Annotated in this window: 30 protein-coding genes, 1 pseudogene and 1 riboswitch; of the genes and pseudogenes, 4 read left to right on the top strand and 27 right to left on the bottom strand. The window is 62.6% G+C overall.

From position 1 onward, the window contains the following. The 7 genes and pseudogenes from BLS60_RS21445 to dapA form a co-directional block, all read right to left on the bottom strand. Positions 1 to 191, bottom strand: a pseudogene (locus BLS60_RS21445) (hypothetical protein); the annotation flags it as partial. Between the two features lie 240 nt (positions 192 to 431). Then, positions 432 to 1658 (bottom strand): gluzincin family metallopeptidase, encoded by a 1227-nt coding sequence (locus tag BLS60_RS04390; protein WP_092365068.1) that lies wholly within the window; start codon positions 1656 to 1658, stop codon positions 432 to 434. A 136-nt stretch (positions 1659 to 1794) separates the two neighbouring features. Beyond that, on the bottom strand, positions 1795 to 2244 hold the full coding sequence (locus BLS60_RS04385; RefSeq protein ID WP_070882887.1) for a YcgN family cysteine cluster protein: 450 nt from the start codon (positions 2242 to 2244) through the stop codon (positions 1795 to 1797). Positions 2245 to 2328: 84 nt separating this feature from the next. Beyond that, a complete protein-coding gene (locus tag BLS60_RS04380; protein WP_070882886.1) occupies positions 2329 to 3258 on the bottom strand; it encodes a D-2-hydroxyacid dehydrogenase in 930 nt (309 codons plus the stop codon). Positions 3259 to 3273: 15 nt separating this feature from the next. Next, positions 3274 to 3567 (bottom strand): YcgL domain-containing protein, encoded by a 294-nt coding sequence (locus tag BLS60_RS04375; RefSeq protein WP_070882885.1) that lies wholly within the window; start codon positions 3565 to 3567, stop codon positions 3274 to 3276. Next, positions 3564 to 4697, bottom strand: a complete 1134-nt coding sequence (gene rnd / locus BLS60_RS04370) for a ribonuclease D (protein ID WP_092365065.1) — start codon at positions 4695 to 4697, stop codon at positions 3564 to 3566. Before rnd ends, BLS60_RS04375 begins: the two co-directional genes overlap by 4 nt. A 56-nt stretch (positions 4698 to 4753) precedes the next feature. Continuing rightward, a complete protein-coding gene (dapA, locus tag BLS60_RS04365; protein WP_092365062.1) occupies positions 4754 to 5608 on the bottom strand; it encodes a 4-hydroxy-tetrahydrodipicolinate synthase in 855 nt (284 codons plus the stop codon). Positions 5609 to 6222: 614 nt separating this feature from the next. Here dapA and BLS60_RS04360 point away from each other — a divergent pair. Then, the gene (locus BLS60_RS04360; RefSeq protein ID WP_092365059.1) at positions 6223 to 7455 is read left to right on the top strand and encodes an OmpP1/FadL family transporter; all 1233 of its coding nucleotides are present in this window, start codon (positions 6223 to 6225) and stop codon (positions 7453 to 7455) included. A 62-nt stretch (positions 7456 to 7517) separates the two neighbouring features. Here BLS60_RS04360 and BLS60_RS04355 read toward each other — a convergent pair whose 3' ends face one another. From BLS60_RS04355 to BLS60_RS04345, 4 genes are read right to left on the bottom strand one after another with little or no spacing between them, the layout of a single operon-like run. Continuing rightward, the gene (locus BLS60_RS04355) at positions 7518 to 8069 is read right to left on the bottom strand and encodes a glutathione peroxidase (RefSeq protein WP_092365056.1); all 552 of its coding nucleotides are present in this window, start codon (positions 8067 to 8069) and stop codon (positions 7518 to 7520) included. 28 nt (positions 8070 to 8097) lie between these two features. Further along, complete coding sequence (locus BLS60_RS21715) at positions 8098 to 8223, bottom strand: hypothetical protein (RefSeq protein ID WP_276325642.1); 126 nt, start codon at positions 8221 to 8223, stop codon at positions 8098 to 8100. Continuing rightward, positions 8220 to 9422, bottom strand: coding sequence for an MFS transporter (locus BLS60_RS04350; protein WP_092365053.1), 1203 nt, complete (start codon positions 9420 to 9422; stop codon positions 8220 to 8222). Before BLS60_RS04350 ends, BLS60_RS21715 begins: the two co-directional genes overlap by 4 nt. Before the next feature lie 58 nt (positions 9423 to 9480). Next, a complete protein-coding gene (locus tag BLS60_RS04345) occupies positions 9481 to 9885 on the bottom strand; it encodes a MarR family winged helix-turn-helix transcriptional regulator (RefSeq protein WP_092365050.1) in 405 nt (134 codons plus the stop codon). 129 nt (positions 9886 to 10014) lie between these two features. Here BLS60_RS04345 and BLS60_RS04340 point away from each other — a divergent pair, with 129 nt between their 5' ends. Further along, on the top strand, positions 10015 to 10344 hold the full coding sequence (locus tag BLS60_RS04340; protein ID WP_092365047.1) for a four-helix bundle copper-binding protein: 330 nt from the start codon (positions 10015 to 10017) through the stop codon (positions 10342 to 10344). Here the strand turns inward: BLS60_RS04340 and BLS60_RS04335 are convergent, their stop codons facing one another. The 15 genes from BLS60_RS04335 to ttcA form a co-directional block, all read right to left on the bottom strand. After that, positions 10345 to 11070: an adenosylcobinamide-GDP ribazoletransferase gene (locus BLS60_RS04335; protein ID WP_092365044.1), complete on the bottom strand. Its 726-nt coding sequence runs from the start codon at positions 11068 to 11070 to the stop codon at positions 10345 to 10347. After that, positions 11067 to 11633, bottom strand: a complete 567-nt coding sequence (gene cobC / locus BLS60_RS04330; protein WP_092365040.1) for an alpha-ribazole phosphatase family protein — start codon at positions 11631 to 11633, stop codon at positions 11067 to 11069. The genes BLS60_RS04335 and cobC overlap by 4 nt, the downstream gene beginning before the upstream one ends. After that, positions 11630 to 12685 (bottom strand): nicotinate-nucleotide--dimethylbenzimidazole phosphoribosyltransferase, encoded by a 1056-nt coding sequence (gene cobT / locus BLS60_RS04325; protein ID WP_092365037.1) that lies wholly within the window; start codon positions 12683 to 12685, stop codon positions 11630 to 11632. Before cobT ends, cobC begins: the two co-directional genes overlap by 4 nt. Beyond that, positions 12682 to 13203, bottom strand: coding sequence for a bifunctional adenosylcobinamide kinase/adenosylcobinamide-phosphate guanylyltransferase (gene cobU, locus BLS60_RS04320; protein ID WP_092365034.1), 522 nt, complete (start codon positions 13201 to 13203; stop codon positions 12682 to 12684). Before cobU ends, cobT begins: the two co-directional genes overlap by 4 nt. After that, positions 13191 to 14714, bottom strand: coding sequence for a cobyric acid synthase (locus BLS60_RS04315; protein WP_092365031.1), 1524 nt, complete (start codon positions 14712 to 14714; stop codon positions 13191 to 13193). The genes cobU and BLS60_RS04315 overlap by 13 nt, the downstream gene beginning before the upstream one ends. After that, the gene (gene cobD / locus BLS60_RS04310) at positions 14711 to 15703 is read right to left on the bottom strand and encodes a threonine-phosphate decarboxylase CobD (protein ID WP_092365028.1); all 993 of its coding nucleotides are present in this window, start codon (positions 15701 to 15703) and stop codon (positions 14711 to 14713) included. The genes BLS60_RS04315 and cobD overlap by 4 nt, the downstream gene beginning before the upstream one ends. After that, positions 15696 to 16604 carry an adenosylcobinamide-phosphate synthase CbiB gene (cbiB, locus tag BLS60_RS04305; protein ID WP_092365026.1) on the bottom strand — a complete coding sequence of 303 codons (909 nt, stop codon included), beginning with the start codon at positions 16602 to 16604 and terminating at the stop codon, positions 15696 to 15698. The genes cobD and cbiB overlap by 8 nt, the downstream gene beginning before the upstream one ends. A gap of 12 nt (positions 16605 to 16616) precedes the next feature. Further along, complete coding sequence (gene bluB, locus BLS60_RS04300) at positions 16617 to 17282, bottom strand: 5,6-dimethylbenzimidazole synthase (RefSeq protein ID WP_070882870.1); 666 nt, start codon at positions 17280 to 17282, stop codon at positions 16617 to 16619. After that, a complete protein-coding gene (locus BLS60_RS04295) occupies positions 17279 to 18595 on the bottom strand; it encodes a cobyrinic acid a,c-diamide synthase CobB (RefSeq protein WP_092365023.1) in 1317 nt (438 codons plus the stop codon). The genes bluB and BLS60_RS04295 overlap by 4 nt, the downstream gene beginning before the upstream one ends. Positions 18596 to 18603: 8 nt before the next feature. Further along, positions 18604 to 19230 carry a cob(I)yrinic acid a,c-diamide adenosyltransferase gene (cobO, locus tag BLS60_RS04290; protein ID WP_092365020.1) on the bottom strand — a complete coding sequence of 209 codons (627 nt, stop codon included), beginning with the start codon at positions 19228 to 19230 and terminating at the stop codon, positions 18604 to 18606. 144 nt (positions 19231 to 19374) lie between these two features. Beyond that, a riboswitch (cobalamin riboswitch) is annotated at positions 19375 to 19605 on the bottom strand. A gap of 34 nt (positions 19606 to 19639) precedes the next feature. Continuing rightward, positions 19640 to 20167 carry a C40 family peptidase gene (locus tag BLS60_RS04285; RefSeq protein ID WP_092365017.1) on the bottom strand — a complete coding sequence of 176 codons (528 nt, stop codon included), beginning with the start codon at positions 20165 to 20167 and terminating at the stop codon, positions 19640 to 19642. A 137-nt stretch (positions 20168 to 20304) separates the two neighbouring features. Then, positions 20305 to 20937, bottom strand: a complete 633-nt coding sequence (locus BLS60_RS04280) for a C40 family peptidase (protein ID WP_092365014.1) — start codon at positions 20935 to 20937, stop codon at positions 20305 to 20307. 45 nt (positions 20938 to 20982) lie between these two features. Further along, positions 20983 to 21771, bottom strand: coding sequence for an NAD-dependent deacylase (locus BLS60_RS04275; protein WP_092365011.1), 789 nt, complete (start codon positions 21769 to 21771; stop codon positions 20983 to 20985). After that, entirely contained in the window at positions 21771 to 22490 is a 720-nt protein-coding gene (locus BLS60_RS04270; protein WP_092365008.1) for a DNA-3-methyladenine glycosylase I, read from the bottom strand. Before BLS60_RS04270 ends, BLS60_RS04275 begins: the two co-directional genes overlap by 1 nt. 20 nt (positions 22491 to 22510) lie before the next feature. Then, the gene (gene ttcA, locus BLS60_RS04265; protein WP_092365005.1) at positions 22511 to 23335 is read right to left on the bottom strand and encodes a tRNA 2-thiocytidine(32) synthetase TtcA; all 825 of its coding nucleotides are present in this window, start codon (positions 23333 to 23335) and stop codon (positions 22511 to 22513) included. Between the two features lie 155 nt (positions 23336 to 23490). On the opposite strand from ttcA, the gene BLS60_RS04260 reads away from it, so the two are divergent. Then, positions 23491 to 24069 carry a DNA-J related domain-containing protein gene (locus BLS60_RS04260; protein WP_092365002.1) on the top strand — a complete coding sequence of 193 codons (579 nt, stop codon included), beginning with the start codon at positions 23491 to 23493 and terminating at the stop codon, positions 24067 to 24069. Between the two features lie 88 nt (positions 24070 to 24157). Further along, on the top strand, positions 24158 to 24652 hold the full coding sequence (locus BLS60_RS04255) for a SprT family zinc-dependent metalloprotease (RefSeq protein WP_092364999.1): 495 nt from the start codon (positions 24158 to 24160) through the stop codon (positions 24650 to 24652). Between the two features lie 41 nt (positions 24653 to 24693). Here BLS60_RS04255 and BLS60_RS04250 read toward each other — a convergent pair whose 3' ends face one another. Continuing rightward, a complete protein-coding gene (locus BLS60_RS04250) occupies positions 24694 to 25581 on the bottom strand; it encodes a chemotaxis protein CheV (RefSeq protein ID WP_092364996.1) in 888 nt (295 codons plus the stop codon). Positions 25582 to 25649: the final 68 nt, after the last annotated feature.

Raw genomic sequence — 25649 nt, 5'->3', positions numbered from 1 at the left:
ACCAGCTTGCCACCGACGCGCTCGAAGCCATTCTCGGCAATCTTGCCGCCGGTGCGCTTGTAGCCATCTTCGGCGACTGTCTGTACACCTACAGCATGGGAGGTGGTCGCCTCTACCGGGCCTTGCGGCAAGGCAAACGTGGCGGTAGCGAGGGTGGCGATGAACAGACCAGCAATCAATTCAGTTTTCATGTCGAGCTCCTTGGGAGGAAGTAAGTGGGTATGGAGCTCATGTTACTCAAGAAAATTTGATCAAAAACTCGTTCCCAGGAATAGTAAAGATCGACTTCATTGATAGCTTGCGCGCCGCCAGCATTGGCGCGGGTTTAAAGCAAAACGCCCGATCCGGTTGCAGCACCGGCTCGGGCGTAATGGCATCGAAAAGAAGCATCTCTGGCGTAGTAGCAGCCTGAAGGCTACAGCCTGGGTGGCTCAACGCAGCAGTCGGGTGTCCAGCACTTTGGAGCTGCGGCCCATGACGTTCTCGGTGATTTCGATGAAATCCTTGGTGCTGGCCTTGTCCATGCGCATCAGGCCGCGCGCCACATCGTCCAGCGAACGCTGCTGGCCATCCTTGGTGGCCTGACGGATCTCGCGATCCAGCTCTTGCAACATCAGCACGGCTCGCGCGGTAATCGGCCCGGTAGAGTTCTCGGTACGCAGCGATTTGACCGGCTTGCTCCACTTGATCAGGTGCTCACGCACCTTCTGGTAACGGTCTTCGCTGAGGCCACCGGCACGGCGCATCACTTCGATGGCGTAATACTCGGCCAACCCTTCGCTGATCCAGTCGCTGTTATCGGTATCGCTAATACGGCTGAACACGTGCACCAACTCATGCACCAGGGAGCTGGTACCGTTCTCGCTGACCAGCGGGCGGTCAGCATGCATGAAATAGGAATTGGGTGCCGACAGGCCGCCGCGCCACATCGGATCACCGGCACCGACCACCAGCAATTTGGCGGGATCACGCGGGAACACGGCCTGCATTTCCGGCCAGACAAACGTCAGCAGAGTCAGGACGTCCATGCGGCGCATGCCCTCGCCCACGGGCGCGGCGATGGTCACCTGGGTTTCGCCCAGCTTGGCCCGGCGCGTGCCGATTTTGCCGGCGACAATCCAGCCGGTCGGGCGGTCGAACTTGCGCTGCGGGTTATCGATACGGAACTTGTTCTTTCCCACTCGCGGCCAGCCCGTCTCGACGCTGCGCCAGCCTTTGGGCAGGTCAAACTCGAGGCGTGCGACCAGGTCCGTGCCGTCAACCTGATTGAGCACCGCACTGGGGATCAGGTCATCGCCCCGCAGCAACGCCCAGTCCTCGGTCATCCGCGCGTCGAAGCGATCATCGCCGCGTGGGTGACTGATGCGCACCTTGTAGGTCAGGCTGGCTTTGCCTTTGCCGGGCACCCACAGCCCGCGTTGCGGATCCTTCTGCGTCCATTCGCCGTCCGCCTTGAAGTCGCTGTAATAACCGTCGTCGCCCAGGTTGAAGTCCAGGCTGCGCACGTGCTCGCCCTTTTCCACGCTGATGCTGACTTCAGCCTGGTCGCTTTCGGGGAGGAATTTCACCTTGTAGTCGAGATCGACCTTGTCGGCTGCCCACAAGGGTGTGCCGGTACTCAACAGAACAGCGGACAGCAGCAGGCGGCGCATCGACATACAGGCAACTCCAAAACAGACGAATCGGAACGTTCCATGGGATAAGAGCACAACAATCGCATCGCGCAATGTCGCTATAAGACACGGGTCCGCTTAAGTGAGCCTTAACGGGCTGCTAGCGGCACATCACAGACAATCAGCCGGCGCGAAAAATCAGGTGTTCTTCCCAGTCATCCTCGGCCACGCTGTTTTCACTGAGCATGCGCCCCGCCTGAGAAATCCGCTCGCGATGCACCGCTTGCGGGTCACCACACACCAGATGATGCCAGAGCGGCAGATCCTTGCCCTCGCTGACCAACCGGTAACCACAGGTCGGCGGCAGCCACTGGAACTGATCCGCCTGGGCGGGCGTGAGTTGAATACAGTCCGGCACGAAGGTCTTGCGGTTCGGATAATCGCTGCAGCGGCAGGTATCCAGATCGAGCAACTTGCAGGCGACGCGCGTGTAGTACACCGCCCCGTCGTCCTCGTCTTCGAGCTTCTGCAGGCAGCATAGTCCGCAACCGTCGCAGAGCGATTCCCATTCCTGGGTATCGAGCTGTTCGAGCGTCTTGTGTTTCCAGAAATTGGGTTCGGGCGTGGCCATGGTCGGGACAGGAGGTAACGGGCGAAAAGGCCGGCAGTCTAGGTCCGTCGGCCATGCAGTACAAGCCGCGCGCGACGGCGCGGCTCAGTAGCCTCGGGAGAAGTCCACCAACCCTTGCAACTCGCCACCGTGCTGGTATCGCTGCAGGTTGCTGACGAACAGCTTGACCAGCAGCGGCGGCAGGCTCGGCGCCGCGCTATGGCCGGTGAGCAGCAGATTCCTGGCCGTCCAGAATGGGTGCCCGGCAGGCAGCGGTTCTTCACGACAGACATCAATCACTGCTGCGGCCAATTGCCCACTGGCCAGCGCTGCGACCAGGTCCTTGTCGACTACAGCCGTACCGCGCCCGGCGTTGATAAGCACGGACGACGGCTTGAAGCGCGCGAGCAACCCGGCGTCGTAGATATCAGAGGTGGCCGGCGTATTGGGCAACAGGTTGACCACGTAATCGGCCTCCGCAACCAGGCGCGGCAGATCATCAAGCGCGGCCACTTCGCTGAATGGCGCCAGCACCCGCGCGCTGCTCGCAACCCCGACCAGCTCGACATTGAACGGCTGTAGAAAACGCGCCACCGCCACGCCGATTTCCCCCGTGCCGACGATCAATACCCGGCGCCCTGCCAAGCTACTCGGCAGACGCCCGTCCCAGCGTTGCTCGCGCTGCGCCTGCAGCCGGGTGGTCAGTTCGCGCTCGTGGGCGAGCATGTGGCAAAGCACGTATTCGGCCATGATCTGCCCGAACACCCCGACCGCACGGGTCAGTCGATAATCGCGCGGTAAATCATCCGCCAACAGCGGCGTGATACCGGCCCAGGTCGACTGCAGCCAATCGGGTTTGTGGCCGGCACGCAGCAACTCGGCGAACAGATGCGGCTCACCGAGCCAGATCGGGCAACTGCCGGCCTGCTGGGCCAGTTCGATACCGTCGCCGGCGAACAATTGGAGCGCTGGCACCGTCTCTTGCAGCAAACGCCGATACAGGGCGTGATCCCCCTCGGCAATCAGTACGCGCATGGCAGCCCTCCTCGCTTAGACCGGATCGTTACGGCGCAGCAGTTCTTCCGGCAGGTGCTCGATGTAATCCTCTTCGGGCGGCGGCATCTGCAGGTGGTAACTCTGACTGTCGAGGTTTTCCAGCACCTTGTGGATGTCCTCACGCGCCAGGGTGCGCTCCGGCGTCAGCACCATGTCGAAGGCATGCACGGGCGTACCGAAGGCGCTCAGCAGGCTTGCGGGAACCTGCTTCAGGGCATCGGCGCGCAGCACATAGAGATACATACCGTCCTTGCGCGGGCTTTTGTAGATCGAGCAGATACGTTTCAAGCGGATTCTCCCTGGGCGGCCAGACAATCGAGCAGTGCCTGGCCCATCAGCTCGCGACGCCAGCCGCGCAGGCTCTCCGGCAGGCGGTATGGGCCATTCGGGTAGCCACTTTTGAGCAGCGCTTCCAGGGTCTTCTTGCGCAGCATCAGCTCAGGGGCGATATCCAGACGCTCGCCTTCGCGCTGGCCAACGGCGCGCAGCTTCTTGAGCAGCGCCGTGGACTCCAGCGGCAGCGGCTCCGGCAACGCAGGTGGCCACTCGCTCTGCGGCAGAGCAGCGGCCTCGCGGATCATCTGCAGGATGGTCTCGCCGTCCTGGCGCACGGTTTTCGGGTGCATGTCCTCAATGCGCGCCAGGCTGACCAGATCGCTTGGCTGCTGACGAGCCAACGGCCACAGCGAATGCTCGCGCAGGATACGGTTACGCGGCTGGTTGCGCGCCCGTGCCTGCCGCTCGCGCCAGGTGCACAGCGCGCGCAACACCGCCAACTGGGCGCGTGACAGTTTCCAGGCCAGCTTGGCGTCGCGATAAGCCTCTTCGGCCGGGATCTCGCGGCCCAGGTTGGCAACCAGCTCGGCACCATCTTCAAGTATCCAGGCGTTCTTTTCTGCCGGGAGTTTGTCCTGCAGGCGCCGGTAGAGCTCCGCCAAGTGCACCACGTCTTCGGCGGCATAGCTGACCTGGGTGTCGGACAACGGGCGCTGCAGCCAGTCCGAACGGGTTTCACCTTTGGGCAGTTCGATGTCCAACACCGCCTGCACCAGCCGCGAATACCCCATCGAAAAACCCAGGTTGAGGTAGCCGGCAGCCAGTTGCGAGTCGAACAGCGGCGCGGGCAGGCTGCCGGTCAGACGCAGCAGCACTTCGAGGTCTTCGCTGCAGGCGTGCACCACCTTGACGACCTCTCGGTCCTCGAGCAACGCGGCGAAGGACGACCAGTCGTCGATCAGCAGTGGGTCGATCAGGTAGGCGCGCGCGCCTTCGCTGACCTGCAGAAGCCCGGCGATCGGGTAAAAGGTGTCGACACGCATGAACTCGGTGTCCAACGCCACGAATGGCTGCTTGCGCCAGGCCGAGCAGTGCTCGGCGAGGCTGGCGTTGTCTCGAATCCAGAGAATTTCGATGGTCACGCGGCTCTCCCGTAAAGATTGCCGCGCAGTATATCCCGTGAGCCCGTGCCGTGCGCTCACAGTAGTTCGGCACGCATACGCTCACGCAACTGATCGGAGCAGCGCAGCATCGGCTCGCGCAGCTCGTCGACAATCAGCCCCTGCATGGCCAGCAAGCTTTTCACCGGCGCTGGGTTGGGCTCAGCGAAGGCCAGACGGATCAATGGCAGCAATTCACGGAACACTGCGCGACCGGCAAGCAGATCACCCTGTTGCAAGAGCCTCACCACCGCAACGAAATCGGCCGTACGCAGATGCGCCGCAGCAGAGATCGCTCCGCTACCGCCCAAACACAGGGTGGTGAACAGCTGTTCGTCTTCGCCGGTGAGCACGTCGAGCACACCGTCCTGAATCAGCGACTGGGTCTTGCGCGGATCGCCGCCACAATCCTTGATCGCCACGATTCGCGGATGCCTGGCAAGCTGTCGGAGGGTGTCCAGCTCCAGGCTGACGGCACTGCGATAAGGAATATCGTAAAGAATGATCGGCAAATGCGAAGCGTCAGCGACGGCCTCGAAGAACGTCAGCAGGCCCTGCTGCGAAGGCCTGATGTAATAAGGCGCCGGCACCAGCACGCCAGCCAGAGGCCGACTCTGAATGCGCCGCAAACGCGCCAGCACCGCGGCCTGGTTATTGCCACTGAGGCCCATCACCACACGGCAAGCCGGCACCACCTCAAGCACCGCATCGAGCACCGCAAGTTGCTCGCCCTCCTCCAGCGCGGCGGCTTCTCCGCTGGTGCCACACACCACCAGCCCTGCCGCACCGGCGTCGACCAAATGAACGGCCAGTGCGCGCAAGGCTGGGAAATCCACCTGCCCGTCGCGGAACGGCGTCACCAGGGCGACCCAGACTCCAGAAAATGTAGACATGCTTGCAACTCCTCGGTGTAGACCGTTCGGTCACCGTCGATGGAGTGCGGGAAGGGAGTGTGACGAAGGGATGCTTCGACCTCGCGCCTCTGTCCTGTCAGCCCATCTGACGGGACAGCGCGCCCCGGTCAAATGAGCGACTGTTTCTTCGACTTGCCAACCACCAGGCAGACGCGCGGCAACGCAGCCAAAGGGCTGTGCGCAGAAAGCGAAGGCTGGAGGATGGGGAACATGCAATGCTCGAACAAGACGTGTAGGCATCGATACTGCACAAGGCTCGTCAGGCGTGTCAACCGCCCTCGCTGAACACAGAGGGCGAAAAGCCGCAGGGCATTCTGCCGTTACGTAATTACCCTCGAAGCGTTGCGTCATAACCAGATTTCTGCCCGTGGCAATGGCGGCCAAGTCATTTCAGCCGATCATCGCCATGTTCTCGGAACGCCCGTCGCCCGCTGCAAAACTGACTGCCAAGTCATGGGTGCCAATCAGCGCGAGGCTCTATATCCTGCCTCGATGGACAGTTTTACCTCAATGGATCGTGTTTAACCCTGAACTTTCCCGATTGGCGCCGAGTCAGCAAAGCGAGAGTTTCCGACCCCGCCAAGGAGCAACCCGTGAATACAAGAATCTTAAGAACCGGTCTGGCAATCGCCATCGCATCCACGTCCAGCTACAGCCTGGCCAGCGGCTTCGCGCTCAACGAGCAGAGCATTGCAGGCATGGGCATGTCGTTCGCTGGGCGCTCGTCTTCGGCAGAGGACGCCAGCACGGTGTTCGGCAACCCGGCGGGCATGGCACGCATCAAGCGTGAGCAGGTTAATTTCGGTGTTGCTGCCATTCATGCCAAGAGCAGCATCAGCAACGCTAGCGGTATCGGCGGTGGCACCAATGATGGCGACATGGTTCCGACCACTGGCGTCCCAATGGGCTATTACGTGAAACCTCTGGACGAGAAAGTCGCTTTTGGTATCGGTGTATATGCGCCCTTCGGCCTATCCACCGATTACGAGAATGGCTTCATGGGTCGTTACGAAGCAGAAAAGAGCTTTGTTCGCGTCGTCACTATTCAGCCGACCCTCAGCTATCGCTTCAATGATCAACTTTCCGTCGGTTTCGGGCCGACGTTCAACCGTATTGATGGGGAACTGACTTCGGCGATTCCCAATTTCGCAGGAGCGCCTGACGCAAAAGTGAAGATCAAAGGCGACGATGTCGCCGTCGGGTTCAACGTTGGGGTGCTCTATGAGTTGACGCCGCAAACTCGTGTTGGTGTCACCTATCACTCGAGAGTCAAGTACGAACTCGAAGGCGATACTAAGGTTACAGCGAGCGGTCCGCTAGCTGCTCTGGGAGGCAAGTACGACGCGTCTCTAGACGTAACCACGCCTGAGTCTGTGGATATGTCTTTCACCCATGAGATCGATGACAACTGGACACTGTATGTGGGCAGCACCTGGACGCGCTGGAGCCGCCTCAAGGAGATCCGAGTAGATAACGAAAACGCCCCGGCTAACCTCAGCTCTATAGTTGAGGAGCAGAACTGGCACGACACATGGGCGCATGCTGTTGGAGTTTCTTACAAACTTAACCCGCAGTGGGTACTGCGTACCGGCCTTGCTTATGACCAATCGCCAGTCAATAACACCAATCGGTCACCGCGCATTCCATCTGGTGATCGTACGATCCTCAGCTTTGGTGCAGGCTGGAGCCCTAGTGATGAAATGACCATCGACTTAGCTTATTCATATCTCAAAGAAGAAGAAGTCCACGTCAATCAAGATACCTACCGTGCGACCTACAAAAACAGCGCCCATGGTTTGGGTGCTTCTCTTACCTACCGCTTCTAAGCGCAGATCAGTGAAAAGAAACGCGGCCTTGGCCGCGTTTTTTTATTCCGCTGATTCGCAGGTCACGGCTTGGACGCAATCGCCTTTTCCACCGCCGCGAGCAACTCCGGGTCATCCGGCTTGGTCATGCTGGAAAAACGCGCGATCACCTGGCCCTTGCGGTCCACCACATACTTGAAAAAATTCCAGCGGGGCGCAGCCGTCTGCCGAGTCAGCTCCTTGAACAGCGGGATGGCGTTGTCGCCGGTGACGGGCTGAGTTTCGCTCATGGTGAAGGTCACACCGTAATTCACGTAACAGACCTTGGCGGTTTCCTCAGCGTCATCGGACTCCTGCTTGAACGAGTCGGACGGCACACCGAGAATTTCCAGGCCCTGATTGCGATAGCGCTGGTTCAACGCCTCCAGCCCTTCGAACTGCGAGGTAAAGCCGCAGAAACTGGCCGTATTGACTACCACCAGCGGCTTGCCGGCAAATTGCTCGCACAGGTTGATGGTTTCCTTGGAGCGCAGCTTGGGCAGTTCGCCCTGCAGCAACATCGGGCACTCAGCGGCCTGCACGGACGCCGTGAACGCCAGCAGGACCAGCGGCAGAGCAAACAATGACACACGCATCAGGTGGTTTCCTTATCGATGGAGATGCTCAGCACAGGCTCATGCCCAGCTGCATGATTGCCAACCCACCCTGCCGCCAGCCCCAAAAGATCGCGGCCAGCAGCAACAGGCCGACAACACCGGCGCATGTAGCGATCCATGGGTTAACGGTCATGCCTGGACTCCTTGCAAGCGCGCCACAGGCTGCTCGCGAACCGGCCAGTTCAGCGCTGCGGCCAATACGCTGAGCAGGATGGATATCTGCCATACCAGATCATAGCTGCCGGTGTGGTCATAGAGGTAACCGCCGAGCCAGCCGCCAAGAAAAGAGCCCAGTTGATGGAACAGGAAGACAATACCGCCGAGCATCGACAGGTTACGTACACCGAACATGGTCGCCACGGTGCCGTTGGTCAACGGCACCGTGGATAGCCACAGCAGGCCCATGGCGATACCGAAGGCGTAGGCGGTCCAGACGGTCAGCGGCACGCTGATGAACAGTGTGATGACCACGCCGCGCGCCAGATACAGTGCGCTCAATAGTCGCGGCTTGGAACGCCTGCCACCCAGCCAGCCCGCAACGTAGGTGCCGAATACGTTGAATAACCCGACCAGGGCCAGCACCGTGGTTCCGACGATGGCGGGCAGATGCTGGTCGACCAGATAAGCCGGCAGATGGACGCCGATGAACACCACCTGAAAGCCGCACACGAAGAAACCCAGTGCCAGCAGCCAGAAACCGGAATGGCTGCACGCCTCGCGCAACGCTTCACCCAGGGTTTGCTGCGGCCCCTGGGATACCTGCGGGCGATCCTTGACCATGGCGGCGAGCGGTACGATCAGCGCCACCATCAGACCCAGCGCCACCAACGCTGCGGACCAGCCCAGCCAGCCGATCAGGCCCAGTGTGCCTGGTAGCATGGCGAACTGGCCGAAAGAGCCCGCCGCCGCAGCAATGCCCATGGCCATGCTGCGTTTCTCCACCGGTACCGCACGGCCGACCACGCCGAGAATCACCGAGAACGATGTCCCGGACAGGCCGATACCGATCAACAGGCCCGCGCTCAACGACAGCGACAAAGGTGAATCCGAGAGGCCCATCAACACCAGCCCGACCGCATACAACAGGCCGCCGATGATGATCGCCCGCTGCGCGCCGAAGCGGTCAGCCAGGGCGCCGGTAAAGGGTTGTGCGATGCCCCAGATCAGGTTTTGGAGGGCGATGGCGAAGGCGAACACGCCACGCCCCCAACCGAAGTCATCGCTCATCGGCGACAGGAACAGACCGAACCCGTGACGGGTGCCGAGGGACAGGGCGAGAATCAGAGAGGCTCCCAGCATCAGCCAAAAACTTGCGCGCCGTACCAAACTCATTGGGTGTCCTTTTCTTGTTATCGGGGCAAACGGCAGCAGCACTGACCTGCCCCTTTGTTCAATCGAGGCTGGCGAGCAGCTCGTCCAGTGCGTCGAGGTGTTGCGGTTGCAAGCGCTGCTTCAACTCCACCTGCGCCGCCTGCCAGGCGCCGCGTGCTTCGCCGAGTAGCCGCTCGCCTGCTGGCGTCAGCACCACCAGGCGATTGCGCTGATCGGCACCGCCGGATAACCCGACCATCCCTCTGCCCTCAAGCACCCGAAGGTTGCGGCCCAGGGTGCTGCGTTCCAGGCCCATGGCCTCGGCCAGGTCGGTGATGCTGGGCCGGTCGAGACGTTGCAGGTGGCGAAGCAGCGAATACTGGGCAACGTTAAGGCCGATTTCGCTCAGGGCATCGTCGTAGAGTTTACTGACGCCGCGGCTGGCGCGGCGCAAGCGTGTGCAGAGGCATTCGGTTGGCAACATGGATGCATGTATATACCCGCACCATAACCGGCGCAACCTGAAATGTGGTCTCGTCAGAAACTCCGAACGTTGCCGACACTACCCAGTCAACCGCTCGCGGCACCCCATTGACTACGAGGAGGACTGACCATGCTTTCACCCCACTATGCTTCATGCATCCAGGCGTGCAGCGCGTGTGCAATCGCCTGCGAAACCTGTGCAGCAGCCTGCCTGGCCGAACCGGACCTGCAGATGATGCGCGCCTGCATTCAACTCGATCGTGATTGCGCGGACATGTGCCGTTTGGCCGAAGCCCTGATGCTGCGCAACAGCCCATTGGCTGAAGAATTCTGCAGGCTGTGCGCCAAGGCCTGCCAGGCATGCGCGGAAGAATGCGCCAAACACGACCACGATCACTGCCAGCAATGTGCGCAGGCGTGCCAGCGCTGCGCGGACGAATGCCTGGCGATGGCAGCCTGATCAGCCGGCGAGCGCCAGCGCCAGCAGCGTGCTGCACTCCAGCACTTCCAGCAACGCCCCGGCGGTATCGCCCGTGGTACCGCCGAGGCGCTGTAGCATCATCCGCCGTAGCCAGAAAAAGATTCCCGCAGCTGTCAGCATCATCCAGAAGCCGCCGAATAGCAGGCAAGCCAGGGACGTCAGCGCCAACACCACGACCGCTGCCGAACGCGGCAGGTGATTCGCCAGCGCCTCGCCGAGACCGCCTGCGCGCACGTAAGGCGTGCTCAGGAACAACGCCAGCAGCGCAGCGCGCCCCAGCACCGGAACCAGCAGCAATCCGAGGTGACTACCCTGCTCGACCAGGGCCAGCAACGCGACGAATTTGAGCAGCAGCAGCAACACCAGCACGACCACGGCAATCGGGCCGCTGCGCGGATCCTTCATGATCGTCAGGGTGCGCTCACGGTCGCCAAAGCCGCCCATCCAGGCATCCGCGCTATCGGCCAGACCATCGAGGTGCAAGGCACCCGTCAGGGCAACCCACACGGCCAGCAGGATTGCCGCCTGCAGGGGCACAGGCGCTGCGTCGAGCAACTGCGCCACAACCAGCAGCAGCAGGCCGATCACCCCTCCTACCAGCGGATAACAGAGCAGCGAGCGTCCCGTCTGCTCAGGGGTGGGCATGCCGGCCAGGCGCACCGGCAGGCGGGTGAGAAACTGCAGAGCAATCCACAACGGCGTCATGACAATTCTCGCATTCCCAGAGCATCGACCTGCAGGTGCACCCGCTGGCCGTGAGTAATGCTGACCTGCAGCAGTTGCTCACGGGGCAGGCCCCGGGCGCGCGCCAACAGCAGACGCATCACTCCACCATGGGTGACCACCAGCAGTTGCTGTCCCTGATAATCGGTCTGCAGGCGCTGGATGGCCGCCAGTACCCTTGCCTCGAAGGCCAGCAGTGGCTCACCGCCTGGTGGTGTGAAGGCATACGGGTCCGCCCAGAAGCGGCCCAGGTCGTCGGCGTCAGTTTCCATCAACTGCGCGGCGCTGCGGCCCTCCCACTCGCCGAAATGCAGCTCCTGCAAGCCCGCCTCAAAATGTAGGGGCAGCTCGCGAGCGGCGGCTAGCTCCTCGGCAAAGCGCGCGCAACGCTGCAGCGGCGAGCTGACCAGTGCATCCCAGTGCTCATCGGCCTGCACCGCGGCGCGCAGTTGCGCCCACCCTGCCTCGGTCAGCGCGTCGTCCAGGCTGCCTCGCAGGCCGCCGCCCTGCTCCGTTTCGCCGTGACGCAGCAGATGCAGAATCACGGCGCGCGATCCGCCACGGCAGCCTCGGCGAAGGTGGCCATTTCATTGTGCAGCGCGCAGGCCAGGCGCAGCATCGGCACCACCAGCGCAGCCCCACTGCCTTCGCCCAGCCGCAGGCCCAGGCTGACGATCGGCGTGGCCTGCAGGGCGGCAAGCAGGCGTTGATGACCAGGCTCGGCGCTCTGGTGGGAAAACAGCAGCCAGTCGCGGCATGCCGGATTCAAGCGCACCGCCAACAAGGCGGCGACACTGCAGATGAAGCCATCGACCAGCGCCACTACGCCCTGCTGAGCGCAGGCCAGGTAGGCGCCGGTAAGCGCAGCGATCTCGAAACCGCCCAGGCAGCGCAACGCTTCCATCGGCTCGCCCGCAGCGTCGCGATGCAGTGCCAGTGCCGTTTCGATCACCTGCGCCTTGTGAGCGACACCGGCTGTGGCAAGCCCAGTACCTGGACCGACCAGCTCGGCCACAGGGCAATCCAGTAGCAGGCAGGCCAGCGCAGTGGCCGACGTGGTGTTGCCGATGCCCATTTCGCCGCCGATGAACAACTCGCAGCCATCCGCTGCGGCGCGGGAGACGCTATCGCGCCCGGCTTGCAGGGCGATCAGCGCCTGGGCAGGCGTCATCGCCGCTTCGCGCATCAAATTGCCAGTACCTGCACCGACGTGCAGGTGGCGCACGCCCGGCAGCGGCTCGAGCGGCAGCGCGGTGCCCAGATCGGTCACTTCCAGCGACGCGCCCACCTGCCGGGCCAGTACGCTGATCGCCGCGCCACCACCGACGAAGTTGCGCAGCATCTGCCCGGTCACCGCCTGCGGATAGGCCGATACACCTTCCGCCATCACACCGTGATCGCCTGCAAAAATGGCGATCCATACCTGATCGATGCTCGGACACTCGCGCCCTTGCAGCCCGGCAAGTCGAGTCGCCAGACGCTCAAGCTCGCCAAGCGAGCCGGCGGGTTTGGTGAGCTGAGCCTGCCGCGCTTCGGCCTTCGCGTGCGCCACCAGGTGGATGGGCTGCACGGGGTTGAGCCACCAATCGAGATTCATAACGGGTCTCCCTTGAGTACCATGGGCAGGCCGGCGACCGTGAAGACCACGCGCTGGCAACGTTCGGCGATAGCCTGGTGAAGCAGGCCGGCTTCGTCGACGTAACGGCGGGTCAGCTCGCCCATCGGCACCACGCCCAGGCCGGTTTCGTTGCTGACCAGAATCAGCCGCCCCGGCAGGTTCGCCAGGCTGGCCAGTAGCGCTTCACGCTCGTGCTGCAGGCGTGCGTCATCGTCCAGCACCAACAGATTGGTCAGCCACAGGGTCAGGCAATCGACCAGCAGGCAACGCTGCGCTGACGCCTGCTCGCTTAGCACTCGCGCCAGCTGCAGCGGTTCCTCGACCAGCGCCCACTGCGCCGGGCGACGATCACGGTGCGCGCGGATGCGTTCGCTCATCTCGCCATCGAGCGCCTGGCTGGTGGCGATGTAAATCACCTCAAGGCCCGACTCACCGGCCAGGCGCTCGGCCAGCCGGCTCTTGCCGGAACGCGCACCGCCAAGAATCAGTTCCTGCATGTATCAATCTCCGTGTCAGCGTCCAGTCCGCAGAGTGCACGCAGGGCCGACAGATCCATATGCGCCTCGACCAGATCGGCCAGGCGCTCGATATCGCGCTCGCGCAGGGCGTGGTAATCCACCCCCTGCACCTCGCCCAGACCAGCCCAACGCAGCAGCGCGGAACAGGCCGCCGACGACTCGAACAGACCATGCAGATACGTGCCCATGACCTGGCCGTCGGCGCTCTGCGCACCATCTGCGCGACCGCCATCGAGCTGCACCGCAGCGCGCTGCAAGTCCGGGCCACTGGTCACGCCGGCGTGAATCTCGTACCCGCTGATCGCAGCATCCTCCAGGCATAGACGGCCACGAACATTGCGCAGTTGCTTGTGGGGTTCCAGCACCGTATCGATCTGCAACAGGCCCAGGCCGTCGCTGCCGCCAGCCGGCCCTTCCAGGCCTTCGGGGTCCTCGACCCGGCGGCCGAGCATCTGCAGCCCGCCGCAGATACCGAGCAGCTTGCCGCCATAACGCAAGTGCCGGTCGATTGCGTCAGTCCAGCCCTGGCTACGCAGGAAGGCAAGGTCGGCGCGCACACTCTTAGAGCCAGGCAGGATGATCAGGTCAGCGGGCGGGATCGCCTCGCCTGGGCCGACAAAGGTCAATGCGACCTGCGGATGCAGGCGCAGTGGATCGAAGTCAGTGTGGTTGCTGATGCGCGGCAGCACCGGCACCACCACCTTGAGCACGTCGGTGGCCTTGCTCACCTGGCGGCGATCGATGGCGTCTTCGGCTTCCAGATGAAAGTCCATGAGGTACGGCAGCACGCCGAGCACGGGTTTGCCGGTGCGCTGCTCGAGCCAGTCAAGCCCCGGTTGCAACAAGGCAATATCGCCGCGAAAACGGTTGATCACGAAGCCTTTGAGGCGCGCCTGCTCACTCGGCGACAACAGCTCCAGGGTGCCGACCAGGTGGGCGAAGACCCCGCCCTTGTCGATATCGGCGACCAGAATCACCGGGCAATCGACCGCCTCGGCAAAGCCCATGTTGGCGATGTCGTTGGCGCGCAGATTGATCTCTGCGGGCGAGCCGGCGCCCTCTACCATCACCACCTGGTGGGTAGCCTGTAGACGCCGGTGGGACGCCAGCACGGCCTCGCGGGCGACTTGCTTGTAGTCGTGGTAGGCCACGGCGTTCATGTTGCCCACCGCCTGCCCGTGGATGATCACCTGGGCGCCAGTGTCGCTGTTCGGTTTGAGCAGCACCGGGTTCATGTCGGTATGTGGCGCCAGACCGCACGCCTGGGCCTGCACCGCCTGAGCGCGACCGATCTCGCCGCCGTCGGCGGTCACCGCACTGTTGAGCGCCATGTTCTGCGGCTTGAACGGCACCACACTGACGCCCTGGCGATGCAGCCAGCGGCACAGTGCGGTAACCAGGGTACTTTTGCCGGCATCGGACGTGGTGCCCTGCACCATCAACGTCGCGCCCGGCGCCAACCCGGCAGTGCTTGCCTCAGACTGACTCATCGCGACTCCTCGGCAAATACCGCCAGCGCCCGCGCCAGGCGCTGCCAGCCTTCCTCGTCCGCTGGCAGGCCGAAACGAATGCTGGGTGGCTGCTCGAACAGGCGGGTGAGAATGCCATTGCAGGCGAGGAATTCATGCAGCAAGGCCGCGTGCTCGCTGGCAATCCACTGGAACAGCGCGCAGCCACCCGTGGGCGGCAGGCCGTGCTCGCGCAACAGCTCGGCAAGGCGCTGCCCATCGCCAGTCAGGCGCTGCTGCAGCGCCTGCTGACCAGTGCGGTCCTCCAGCAAACCAGCCCCGAGCCACCGCGTTGGCCCGCTGATCGTCCACGGCCCGAGCAGCTCTTCCAGCTCACTCAGCAGCGTTGGCTCGGCCAGCACGAAGCCCAGCCGCGCGCCGGCCATACCAAAGAACTTGCCGAACGAGCGCAGGATGATCAGCCCTGGCAGATGGCTGTGAGCCGCCAGGCTCTGCTCCGGTGTGCAATCGATGAAGGCTTCGTCGACGATCAGCCAGCCGCCACGCTCGGCGAGGCGCGCATGCCAGGCGAACAGCTGTTGTGGGGAGAACCGTCGCCCGGTGGGGTTGTTGGGATTGACCAGCAACAACACGTCGAGCCGCTCCAGCGCGCGGTTGACGCTGGCCTCGCTGATTTCCAGCACCCGATGCCCCTCGCGCTGCCAGGCGGCCGCGTGTTCGGCGTAAGCCGGCGAAACGATGCCGACACGAGCTTCACGGCGCAGCCGAGGCAGACACTGAATGGCTGCCTGCGATCCGGCCACCGGCAGCAGATGATCGACGCCGTAATAGGCGCAAGCGGCCGCCTCAAGCCCGTCATCCTGTTCGGGCAGGCGCGCCCAGGCCTGTTCGGGGATCGCCGGCAGCGGTAACCCATAAGGCGCCACGCCAGTCGACAGATCCAGCCAGTCGGTCAGCGCAATGCCGTACTGCAGGGCTGCACGTCGTAGTCGCCCGCCATGTTCAAGCAACGCACACCTCCACGATCAGCATCAACAATAGCCACAGCAGCACACCGCCCCAGACCAGATTCATCGCTCGCTCGATATCACGCGCCTGAGGTGGCGGGCCTTCGCCAAGCTCGGGGCGCTGGTGCCGTTCACCGTGATAGACGGCAGCACCGCCCAGGCTCACGCCCAGAGCGCCGGCACCTGCGGCCATCACCGGGCCGGCATTGGGGCTGTCCCACCGGGGTGCCTGGCGCTGCCAGCAGCGCATCGCGGTGGTGGTCCGCCCCAGTAGCGCATAGGTCAAGGCCACGAGGCGCGCCGGCACGTAATTGAGCACGTCATCAATCTTCGCGGCGGCCCAGCCGAAGCGCTCAAAGCGATCATTGCGGTAACCCCACATGGCATCCAGGGTATTGCTCAGGCGATACAGCACTACACCGGGCGCGCCGGCGACGAGAAACCAGAACAGTGCGGCGAACACCGCATCGCTGCCATTCTCCAGCACCGACTCGGTACCGGCACGCGCCACGCCGGTGGCGTCCAGCTCCTCGGTGCGCCGGCTGACCATGTAACCGACGCGCTGGCGGGCCAGCGACAGATCACCCAGGCGCAGCGCCTGGGCCACTGGCTGAGCGTGCTGGTCAAGGCTGCGCAGGCCGAGGGCCGCGTACAAAGCAATGATCTGCACCAGCCAGCCAATCCACGGCAGTTGCACCAGCAGGACGGTGAGCAGGGTTAGCGGCAGCACGGCCAGGCACCAGGCGCTCACGCCGTGGCTGCGCCAGCCGCCGCCGGATGGGTTGAAACGCTGCTCCAGGCGATTGGCCAAGGTGCCGAAGCCTACCAGCGGGTGCCAGCGTTTTGGCTCACCGAGGGCGGCATCCAGCGCCACGCCAGCGACTGCACTGAGGATCAGGCTCATAAACGCTCTGTGCTATTCATGTGGCTCCCCGCCTTGTGATGCCCAGCTATCTTCAAACAGCAGTTCGTTCAATGGCCGCACGCTGGCCCAGCCCTCCTGAACAAGCATTGGCGCCGGGTAGAATGCCTGCACCGGGCCCAGGCACAGCACCGCCACGGGCTTGCTGCCGGATGGCATGCCCAGTAGTTCTGCCAGGGCGATGGGATCGAACAACGACACCCAGCCCATGCCCAGGCCTTCAGCCCGGGCAGCCAGCCAGAGATTCTGAATGGCGCAGGACAGCGACGCCATGTCCATTTCCGGCAGTGTGCGCCGCCCGAACACATGCGCCTCGCGGCCCTCCATCAGCGCCGCGACCAGTACCTCGGCACACTCACGAACACCTTCGACCTTGAGCCGCATGAACTCGTCAGAACGCTCGCCAAGGGCCTCGGCCGTCAGCCGCCGCTCGGTCTCGACGAGCTGGTAGATCTCTTCACGCAACGCCGGGCGAGTGATGCGGATGAAGCGCCACGGCTGCATCAAGCCCACACTGGGTGCCTGGTGCGCGGCCTCGAGCAGCTTGGCGAGCAGCTCGGGTGCCACCTCGCCGCCGCTGAAGTGACGCATGTCACGGCGCTCGGCGATGGCCCGGTAGACCGCGGCGCGCTCTTCAACGCTATAGGCGTGTTCGCTCATGGACGGAACAAGGCCGCTGCGGCCGCCGGATTTGATGGCAGGTAGAAGTGGATATAGGACGCGGTCAGCCGACCGAGGCGAAACACCGCTTCGCTCACGGGCTTGTCGTTGGGGCACTCGCCGCGAGCCAGCGGTTGCAGGTCAGACTCGAGCCGCGAGTGATGGTAGCTGTGCCCGCGCAGCAGCCCTTCCGGCAACGTCACTGCCTGCAGCGCGAGGGCGACCAGACGCTTCTGCATCTGCGCGTGGCCCTGCACCAGTCCAGCCAGTTCGGCGCGCTCACCCGCCACGTCGCTCAGCGATTCGAGCAGATAGAGCATGCCACCGCATTCGGCGAGAGTCGGCTTGCCGGCCTGCTGATGTGTGGTGATGGCCTCGATCATCGCGCGATTCTCCGCCAGCGCTTGCAGGTGCAGCTCCGGGTAGCCACCGGGCAGATACAGGCTGTCCACCTCTGGCAACGCGCGGTCAGTGAGCGGGCTGAAGAACTGCAGGCATGCCCCCATCCGCTCGAGCAAGTCGAGGTTGGCCTGGTAAGTAAACGCAAAGGAGGCATCGCGCGCCACGCCGATACGCACACCTTCGAGCAACGGCTGCAGCGGCGCAACCGCAGGAGCCGAAAACGTAACCGGTGGCGGCAGTGTTACCGTCGCCGTCTGCGCGAGGGCGTCGGCGGCGGTGTCCAGACGCACGTCGAGGTCGGCGAGTTCGGCGGCCTGCACCAGGCCCAGGTGGCGGCTCGGCAACTCGATCGCTGCACTGCGCGGCAGCGAGCCGTACCAGCGGATGGAGGCCGGCAGGCTGTCACGAATCAGGTCGTTGTGGCGCCCCGGATTGACGCGATTGCCGAGCACGCCGGAAAACGGCAAATCCGGCTGATAGCTGGCCAGCCCGACCGCCAAAGCGCCGAAGGTCTGCGCCATCGCCGAACCGTCGATCACGCCCAACACCGGTACGCCGAAACGACGTGCCAGGTCGGCAGCGGATGGCGAGCCATCGAAAAGGCCCATCACCCCTTCGATAAGAATCAGGTCTGCCTCACCGGCCGCTTCCCACAGCAGACGACGGCTTTCGGCCTCGCCGACCATCCACAGGTCCAGCTGATACACCGGATTGCCACTGGCACGCGAGAGGATCATCGGGTCAAGAAAGTCGGGCCCGCACTTGAACACCCGCACGCGCTTTCCCTGGCGCGTGTGCAGGCGCGCCAAGGCTGCGGTGACGGTAGTTTTGCCCTGCCCTGATGCAGGTGCCGCGATCAGTAACGCCGGGCAGTGGCGCGGGGCGCGTTGATCCGCTCCGCATGTCGACATGGCGTTTATCAAAACTCGACGCCTTTCTGCGCTTTGACGCCGGACTTGAAGGCGTGCTTGACCAGCGTCATCTCGGTGACGGTATCAGCGGCTTCGAGCAGCGCGGGCGGCGCCCCTCGGCCAGTAGCCACAACATGTTGCAGCTCGGGGCGCGATTCGATGTCACGCAACACGACGTCCACATCCAGGTAACCGTGCTTGAGGGCGATATTCAGCTCATCCAGCACCACCAAGGCGATATGCGGGTCGTTCAGCAGCTGCCGCGCGACGTCCCAGGCCTGAACAGCCTTCTCGATATCGCGTTGGCGATCCTGGGTGTCCCAGGTGTAGCCCTCACCCATCACGTGATAGCTGACCTCGTCGGGGAAGCGCCGGAAGAACTGCTCTTCACCCGTGCTCATGCCGCCTTTGATGAACTGCACCACGCCGACCTTGAGCCCGTGTCCCAGCGCGCGGGCGACCATGCCGAAAGCCGAGCTGCTCTTGCCCTTGCCATTACCGCTGTGCACCAGCAACAGACCGTACTCGTCCTGAGCCTGGGCGATCTTCTCGTCCATCAGGGCTTTTTTGCGAGTCATACGGGCATTATGTCGCGCGTCGCGCTCTGCGGATTCACGGCTTGGGGTCGGGGTCATGGGCTCTCCTCAGCGCTGGGCCATAAGGCGCACGCAAGTGAAACGTTCCGACAGAACGAAGGTTCATGCCGGACGATAAAGAATCACGCTGGAGTGGGCAGGAGCTGACCGGGTCGGTCGTGCGCCGGCCGCGCCCACCGCGCAACTCTGGAAAAGCGACAGGCCGGTCTCCGGGCTTGCGAGCGCCGCACCCTGAAGGCGCAGCCACCAACGCGGCCTTCCCGTATCGACGATACAGTGGCGAAAAGCGTGGCTTGGCTCGTTTACCGTTGCGGGGGCAGCGTCGGCATTGCCTGCCTGCTGAAGCAGTGGCGCACCGACTTCCCAGTTTCACCCCCAGCTGGAACCAGGGACACCTGAAGCAAGCCCGGAAGGGTAAGGATTGGCCGCGCCAGCGTCAATCTAAGACTCAGGGATGGCTAGCCAACTCGACAGGAAAAACCCGTTTCGCCTCGATATAGGTGCGCTGCCAGTAGCTGTTGCCGAGGCTATCGAGACGTACGGTGCCACCGGAGGACGGCGCATGCACGAAGCGCCCTTCGCCGACGTAGATGCCGGCATGGCTGACCTGGCTACCACCATTGGTGGCGAAGAACACCAGATCACCGCTGCGCAGCGCATCCCGACCGACTACCGGCGCGCGCATGCTGATCAGCTCACGGGTGGAGCGAGGCAGCTGGATACCCGCGGCATCACGGTAGACGAAGCCGATCAGGCCGCTGCAATCGAAACCACTGGCTGGCGTGTTGCCGCCATAGCGGTAAGGTGTGCCGACCAAGCCCAGGGCACGGAACAGCACATCGTCGGCGCCACCCTGATAATTGCCAGGCAAGGGCGCTACCACGACGGGTTGCGGAGCAGGTACGGGGGCGCGGCTGGAGCAGGCACTGAGCAGTGCGGCAACAAGCAGGAAGGCGATGCGGATGGTGGCAGTCATGGACGGACGATCCTGGAGCCTGAATGCGCCCTACTCTGCCGGGTTCACTACTGCAGTGCAAGCTTTAGCTTTACGCTGCAGTCGATTGAAAACTATCAAGATGTTGCCCGTACTATACGCATCGGGCAATTATCATCTCAGTGCTGGGACGCCGCGTGCTCGGTCGGTGCCATCGCCAGAACCCGCTTGGCCTCGATGAAGGTACGCTTCCAGTAGCGATCATCCATGCTGTCGATGCGCACGCCACCGCTGCGGCTGCTGGAGGAATGGATGAACTGATCGTCGCCAAGGTAGATACCGGCATGGCTGACGCGGCCGCGGCCATTGGTACTAAAGAAGACCAGATCGCCCGGCTCAAGCGCTTTGCGCTCAACCAACGGAGCGTCGATATTGATCATTTCACGGGTCGAACGCGGCAGTTCCATGCCCAGCTCTTCACGGAACAGGTAACCAATGAACCCGCTGCAATCGAAACCGGTTTTTACCGAATTGCCGCCAAAGCGATAGCGAGTACCGATGAGAGAGATGCCTTTTTCAAGCACGCTGTCTGCCAACTGCGGCAATTGATAAGGTGCGTGACCAGCAAAATCAGCGACCGCGTCATCTTCATTCGCCTCGTTCTGATTCAGAACTGGCGCTGCGACTACTGGCCTGGAAGGCAACGATGCCTGGGCGGGAGCGGCGATTTCGGATTGCGGGGCATGGTTAGCGCAGGCGGCGAGAACCATTGTCAGTGCGAGAGGCACGAGGGGTGCGAAGCGTTTGCGCATGGGCACGACCGTGGCGGGAAAAATTAACAGCCGCGACTATGCCCACTAACCGGTCCATTTGCAAATATTATGAGCGTTAATGTGACTCAGTAGTTCCGGAAAAACATCTAAGGCCCTTTCCGCCACCCTGTAATTCACCAGATCGCTGACCGCAGTGTGCGACAAATTGACTTCTACAGTCACTCCACCTGACTGGCGCGCCCGCCACACGGGTTCGACTATATAAGGAAAGCTGGCACTGGTACCGACGCTCATCACCAGATCGAAACCCTTTTCCAATTCGGCGTAAAGACGCGTGACAGCAGCCTGCGGCAGCATCTCGCCAAAAAGCGTCACTGGCGGACGCAGCACACCACCACAATTACCGCACAACGGCGGCAGCACTCGCCGCAGATGCTCATGAAGCTGTTCATCCGCAGCACCGCACTGCTGACAGAGCAACGGCGCAAGCTCACCATGAATTTCGATCAGCCGTTCTGGCGGGCTGCCCGCTGCGCGGTGGTAGCCATCGATATTCTGAGTAAGCACCCAGCAATCAGGCTTCAGGGCCTGCAGTTGGGCAATGGCCCTGTGACCCTCGTTCGGCTGCGCGCCAAGGCAGGCGTCGCCCAATTGCGCCAGGTACTTCCAGCACAGGGCCGGGTCGCTGCGCAGCATATCGCCCGACAGCGCCACCTCGATTGGCAGGCCCTCGTCGGTATGGCCGTTGTACAAACCACCGATACCGCGGTACGTCGGCAACCCCGAATCGGCAGACAGCCCAGCCCCGGTAATAATCAGCATCCGCCGTGCCTCGCCGATAGCCGAAGCGATACGCAGAAGTTGCTCATGCATCAATGATTGACCGTGTGCGCCAGCATCACCGACAGCTGACACAGCGGGCGCCCGCTCTGCTCATGCCATTGATTGAAAGCCGCCTGCACCGCCGCACGATCGCGCTGGCTGGTCGGCGCTTTGTCGATGATCTTCTGCGCTTTCAGCGCAGCGACCATGTCATCGGTGGGAATAAAGGTGTCCTTGCCGACCATACGCAGAAAGCGTGGCGCAGAGAGACCACCAAGCTGCGTACCCTGCTTGGCCAGCCAATGCCACAGGCCGACGATATCGGTCACCGGCCAATCGGCGATCAGCGCACCAAAGGCAAAGCCTGGCTTCGGCGTGATGGTTTTCACCGCAGCGGCCGGGCCACTCAATGCGCCGCGCTCCACGTCGAGAATGAACTGCGCATTGCGCGGCACGCTCTTGAGCTTACCGAGGTGGCGAATCAAACGGGCGTCCTGCATCAGCCTTTCGAGGCGCTCGCCGCCCATCAACACAACCTTCTCAGGATCGAAACCGAAAAAAACCTCTTCGAAAGCCGGCCATTTGGCATCCACCAGGCTGTGTTTGAGCCCTGCGCGAAAAATGCGCAGGCTCATGATAGACAGGTAGCGGTCATCGCTCAGAGCCCGCAGCTTCTTGTCAGATGCCGGCTGCGGCAGGCGCGCTTCTAGCGCCTCGACCGAGCCGAAACGGTTGACGCAGTATTCATGCATCCATCGGTAGTCGTGCATCGTTACGGCCAGTCCTCGGATTACAGGTTCATCACGTTCAGAAAGCGCGGCGTGGCCTGCTCGTCGATTTTCAGGCTGGCGAAGTCGAACAAGTTGCGGTCAGCCAGTTGCGACGGCACCACGTTCTGCAAGGCACGGAACATGATTTCCGTGCGGCCCGGCGATTTGCGTTCCCAATCCTGCAGCATCTCCTTGACCACCTGGCGCTGCAGGTTCTCCTGGGAGCCGCAGAGGTTGCACGGAATGATGGGGAATTCCTTGAGCGTGCTATAGGCCTCGATGTCGGCCTCGTTGCAATACGCCAGCGGGCGAATCACCACGTTGCGCCCATCGTCCGCACGCAGCTTAGGCGGCATAGCCTTGAGGGTACCGCCGTAAAACATGTTGAGGAAGAAGGTCTCGAGAATGTCGTCTCGGTGGTGACCGAGGGCCATCTTGGTCGCGCCGATTTCATCCGCAAAGGTGTACAGCGTGCCGCGGCGCAGGCGCGAACACAGCGAGCAGGTGGTCTTGCCTTCCGGAATCTTCTCCTTGACCACCGAATAGGTGTCCTTCTCGACGATGTGATAAGGCACGCCGATGGATTCCAGGTAGGCCGGCAGCACGTGCTCAGGGAAGCCGGGCTGCTTCTGATCCATGTTCACCGCGACGATATCGAAGTGAATGGGCGCGACCTTCTGCAGGTACAGCAGGATATCGAGCATGGTGTAGCTGTCCTTGCCGCCGGACAGGCAGACCATGACCTTGTCGCCCTCCTCGATCATGTTGAAATCGGCAATGGCTTCGCCGGCCTGACGACGCAGGCGTTTTTGCAGCTTGTTCTGATTGACCGAGAGGGTGCCCATGGCGCGCAAAAATCCGCTAGAAGTACTGAAGCCGCCCATTTTACCCAGAAAACCAGGCGCACCCCAGCCACAAAAGCACCAACCGTCGCCGATCGACCTAAACGCCGTCGCCGCTTCATTGTGCAAGCCCGCCGGCCTTCGGCTAAGGTGATGCGATGAACGAAGAAATTGCTCCAACTCCGCAATTGCTCGAACTGCTGGAGGCCGCTCCCGAAGGCCTTTCCGAGTATGAATTGCTGCTGCGCCTGAGCCGCTGGCAAGGCGCAGATGAACGCCTGCCGACCGATCCGCTGGAACTGTTCCGCACGCACTTCCTGCTGTTTCATACGCTCTATACGCTACGCGATCAGTTGCATGGGCAGGGCTCGGCGTTGCTGCAGATCAGCCCGCTGTGCATTCGTCTGCTGCCCTATCAGGAGGGCGAGCGTGCGCTCAGTGAAAACGATCCGCTGCGCGACTACTACCTCGACCTGACTCAGCTGCGTGATACCGGCGCGGAAGACGTGCACAAGCTGCTGGGTAATTTCTGGATGCGCCTGCAAGGTGGCGAAGAAAAACAGCTCGCCCTGGCGGCACTCGAACTCGACCCACAGGGCGGCGAGCTCGACCTGGCGACCATTCGGCAGCGGTATCGTCAGTTGGTGAGCGTTCATCATCCAGACCGCGGCGGCAGCACGCAGCACCTGCAACGGATCAATCACGCCATGGAAACCCTGCAGCGCTATTACCGATGAAGGGGTGAACACCGCTCAGCCTTTCCACACTGCGAGAAGCACCGATCTGCGGCATAATCGACGACAGTCACCTGCCTCCGAAGCCCTCATGCCCGACCAGATCCATGCCCGCGTCGAAACCTGCTATCAGCAGGCCGAAAACTTCTTCAAGCAATCCTTCAAACGCCCCGAGGTAAGCTTCAAGCTGCGCGGGCAGAAGGCTGGCGTGGCGCATCTCACGGAAAACAAACTGCGCTTCAACCCGCAGCTTTATCGTGACAACCAGGAAGACTTCCTGCGCCAGACGGTCCCCCACGAGGTAGCGCATCTGGTCGCCCATCAACTGTTCGGCTTGAGCATCCAGCCGCACGGCGAGGAATGGCAGCTGATAATGCGCGGGGTTTACGAACTGCCGCCCCATCGCTGCCATAGTTATGAGGTGAAACGTCGGCAGGTCAGCCGATTCATCTACCGCTGCCAGTGCCCGCAAGGCGAGTTTCCCTTCTCGGCCCAGCGCCACGCGCTGGTCGTCAAAGGACGCCGCTATTTCTGCCGACGCTGCAAGATCACCCTGCAATTCAGCGGCGAGCAGCGCGTCGAATAGCTTGATGAGCGCGCCCGCTCATCCCTGTTGACGCACCCGGGTCAGTCGTCGAGACGCTGGAAAGCGCGCAGCAGGGCTTTGCTGAGATCGACACTGGAGAACTTGGTGAGTACGTCGTTGGCGCCCACGGCGCGGGCTTTTTCGGTGTTCATGGTGCTGTCCAACGAGGTGTGCAGCAGCACATAGGTCTCGCCCAGCACGGCATCCTTGCGGATCTGCTGCACCAGAGCGTAGCCATCCATTTCCGGCATTTCGATGTCTGACACCAGCACCTCGATTGGCTGGCCGTCGCGCTGCGACGCGTGCAGGAGTTCCAGCGCGGCCGCGGCGCTACGCACCGCCTGGCAATCCAGCTCGAGCTTGCGCAAGGTGATCAGCGTCTGCTGCAGCGCTACTTGAGAGTCATCGACGACGAGCACGCGGCGACCTTGCAGAAGCTGTCGCTCTGCCGGACTGAGTAACTGCTCGGCGACCTCTTCAACGGGAGCGGGGGCGATTTCGTGGAGCACTTTCTCGATATCGAGAATCTGCACGATGGTGCCGTCAATTTGCGTCACGCCGGTAATGAAGGCCCGGCCCCCAGCGCCGGCGGGCGGTGGGCGCACGTCGCGGGTCGAGCACTGTACGATGCGCTCGACGCTGTGCACATGCAGCCCCTGCCGCGAGCGGCTCAGCTCGGTAACGATCAGGCATCCGTCCTGGCTATCGCCGCCGCCGCGTTCGCCGATCGCCCGCGCCAGGTCGATGACAGTAAGTGCCGCACCGCGCAAAGTCGCCACGCCGCGTACATGAGGATGCCGGCTGGGCATCTTGGTCAGCGGCGGACAAGGAATGATCTCGTTGACCTTGAGCAGATTGATGCCCAGCAACCGGCCACTGTGCAAACGAAACAGCAACAGCGATAGCGCATCGCCCAGCACCATACTCATGGATCTCACTCCCCAGTCATTCCAAAAAAATAAAACCCGGCCGGACTGCTATGCGTCAGGCTCGTCGT

Origin of the sequence: Phytopseudomonas seleniipraecipitans, from assembly GCF_900102335.1 — a bacterium.
Taxonomy (GTDB): domain Bacteria; phylum Pseudomonadota; class Gammaproteobacteria; order Pseudomonadales; family Pseudomonadaceae; genus Aquipseudomonas; species Aquipseudomonas seleniipraecipitans.
Note: the sequence above shows the minus strand (reverse complement) of the source record. Positions and strands in the feature narration are given on the sequence as shown.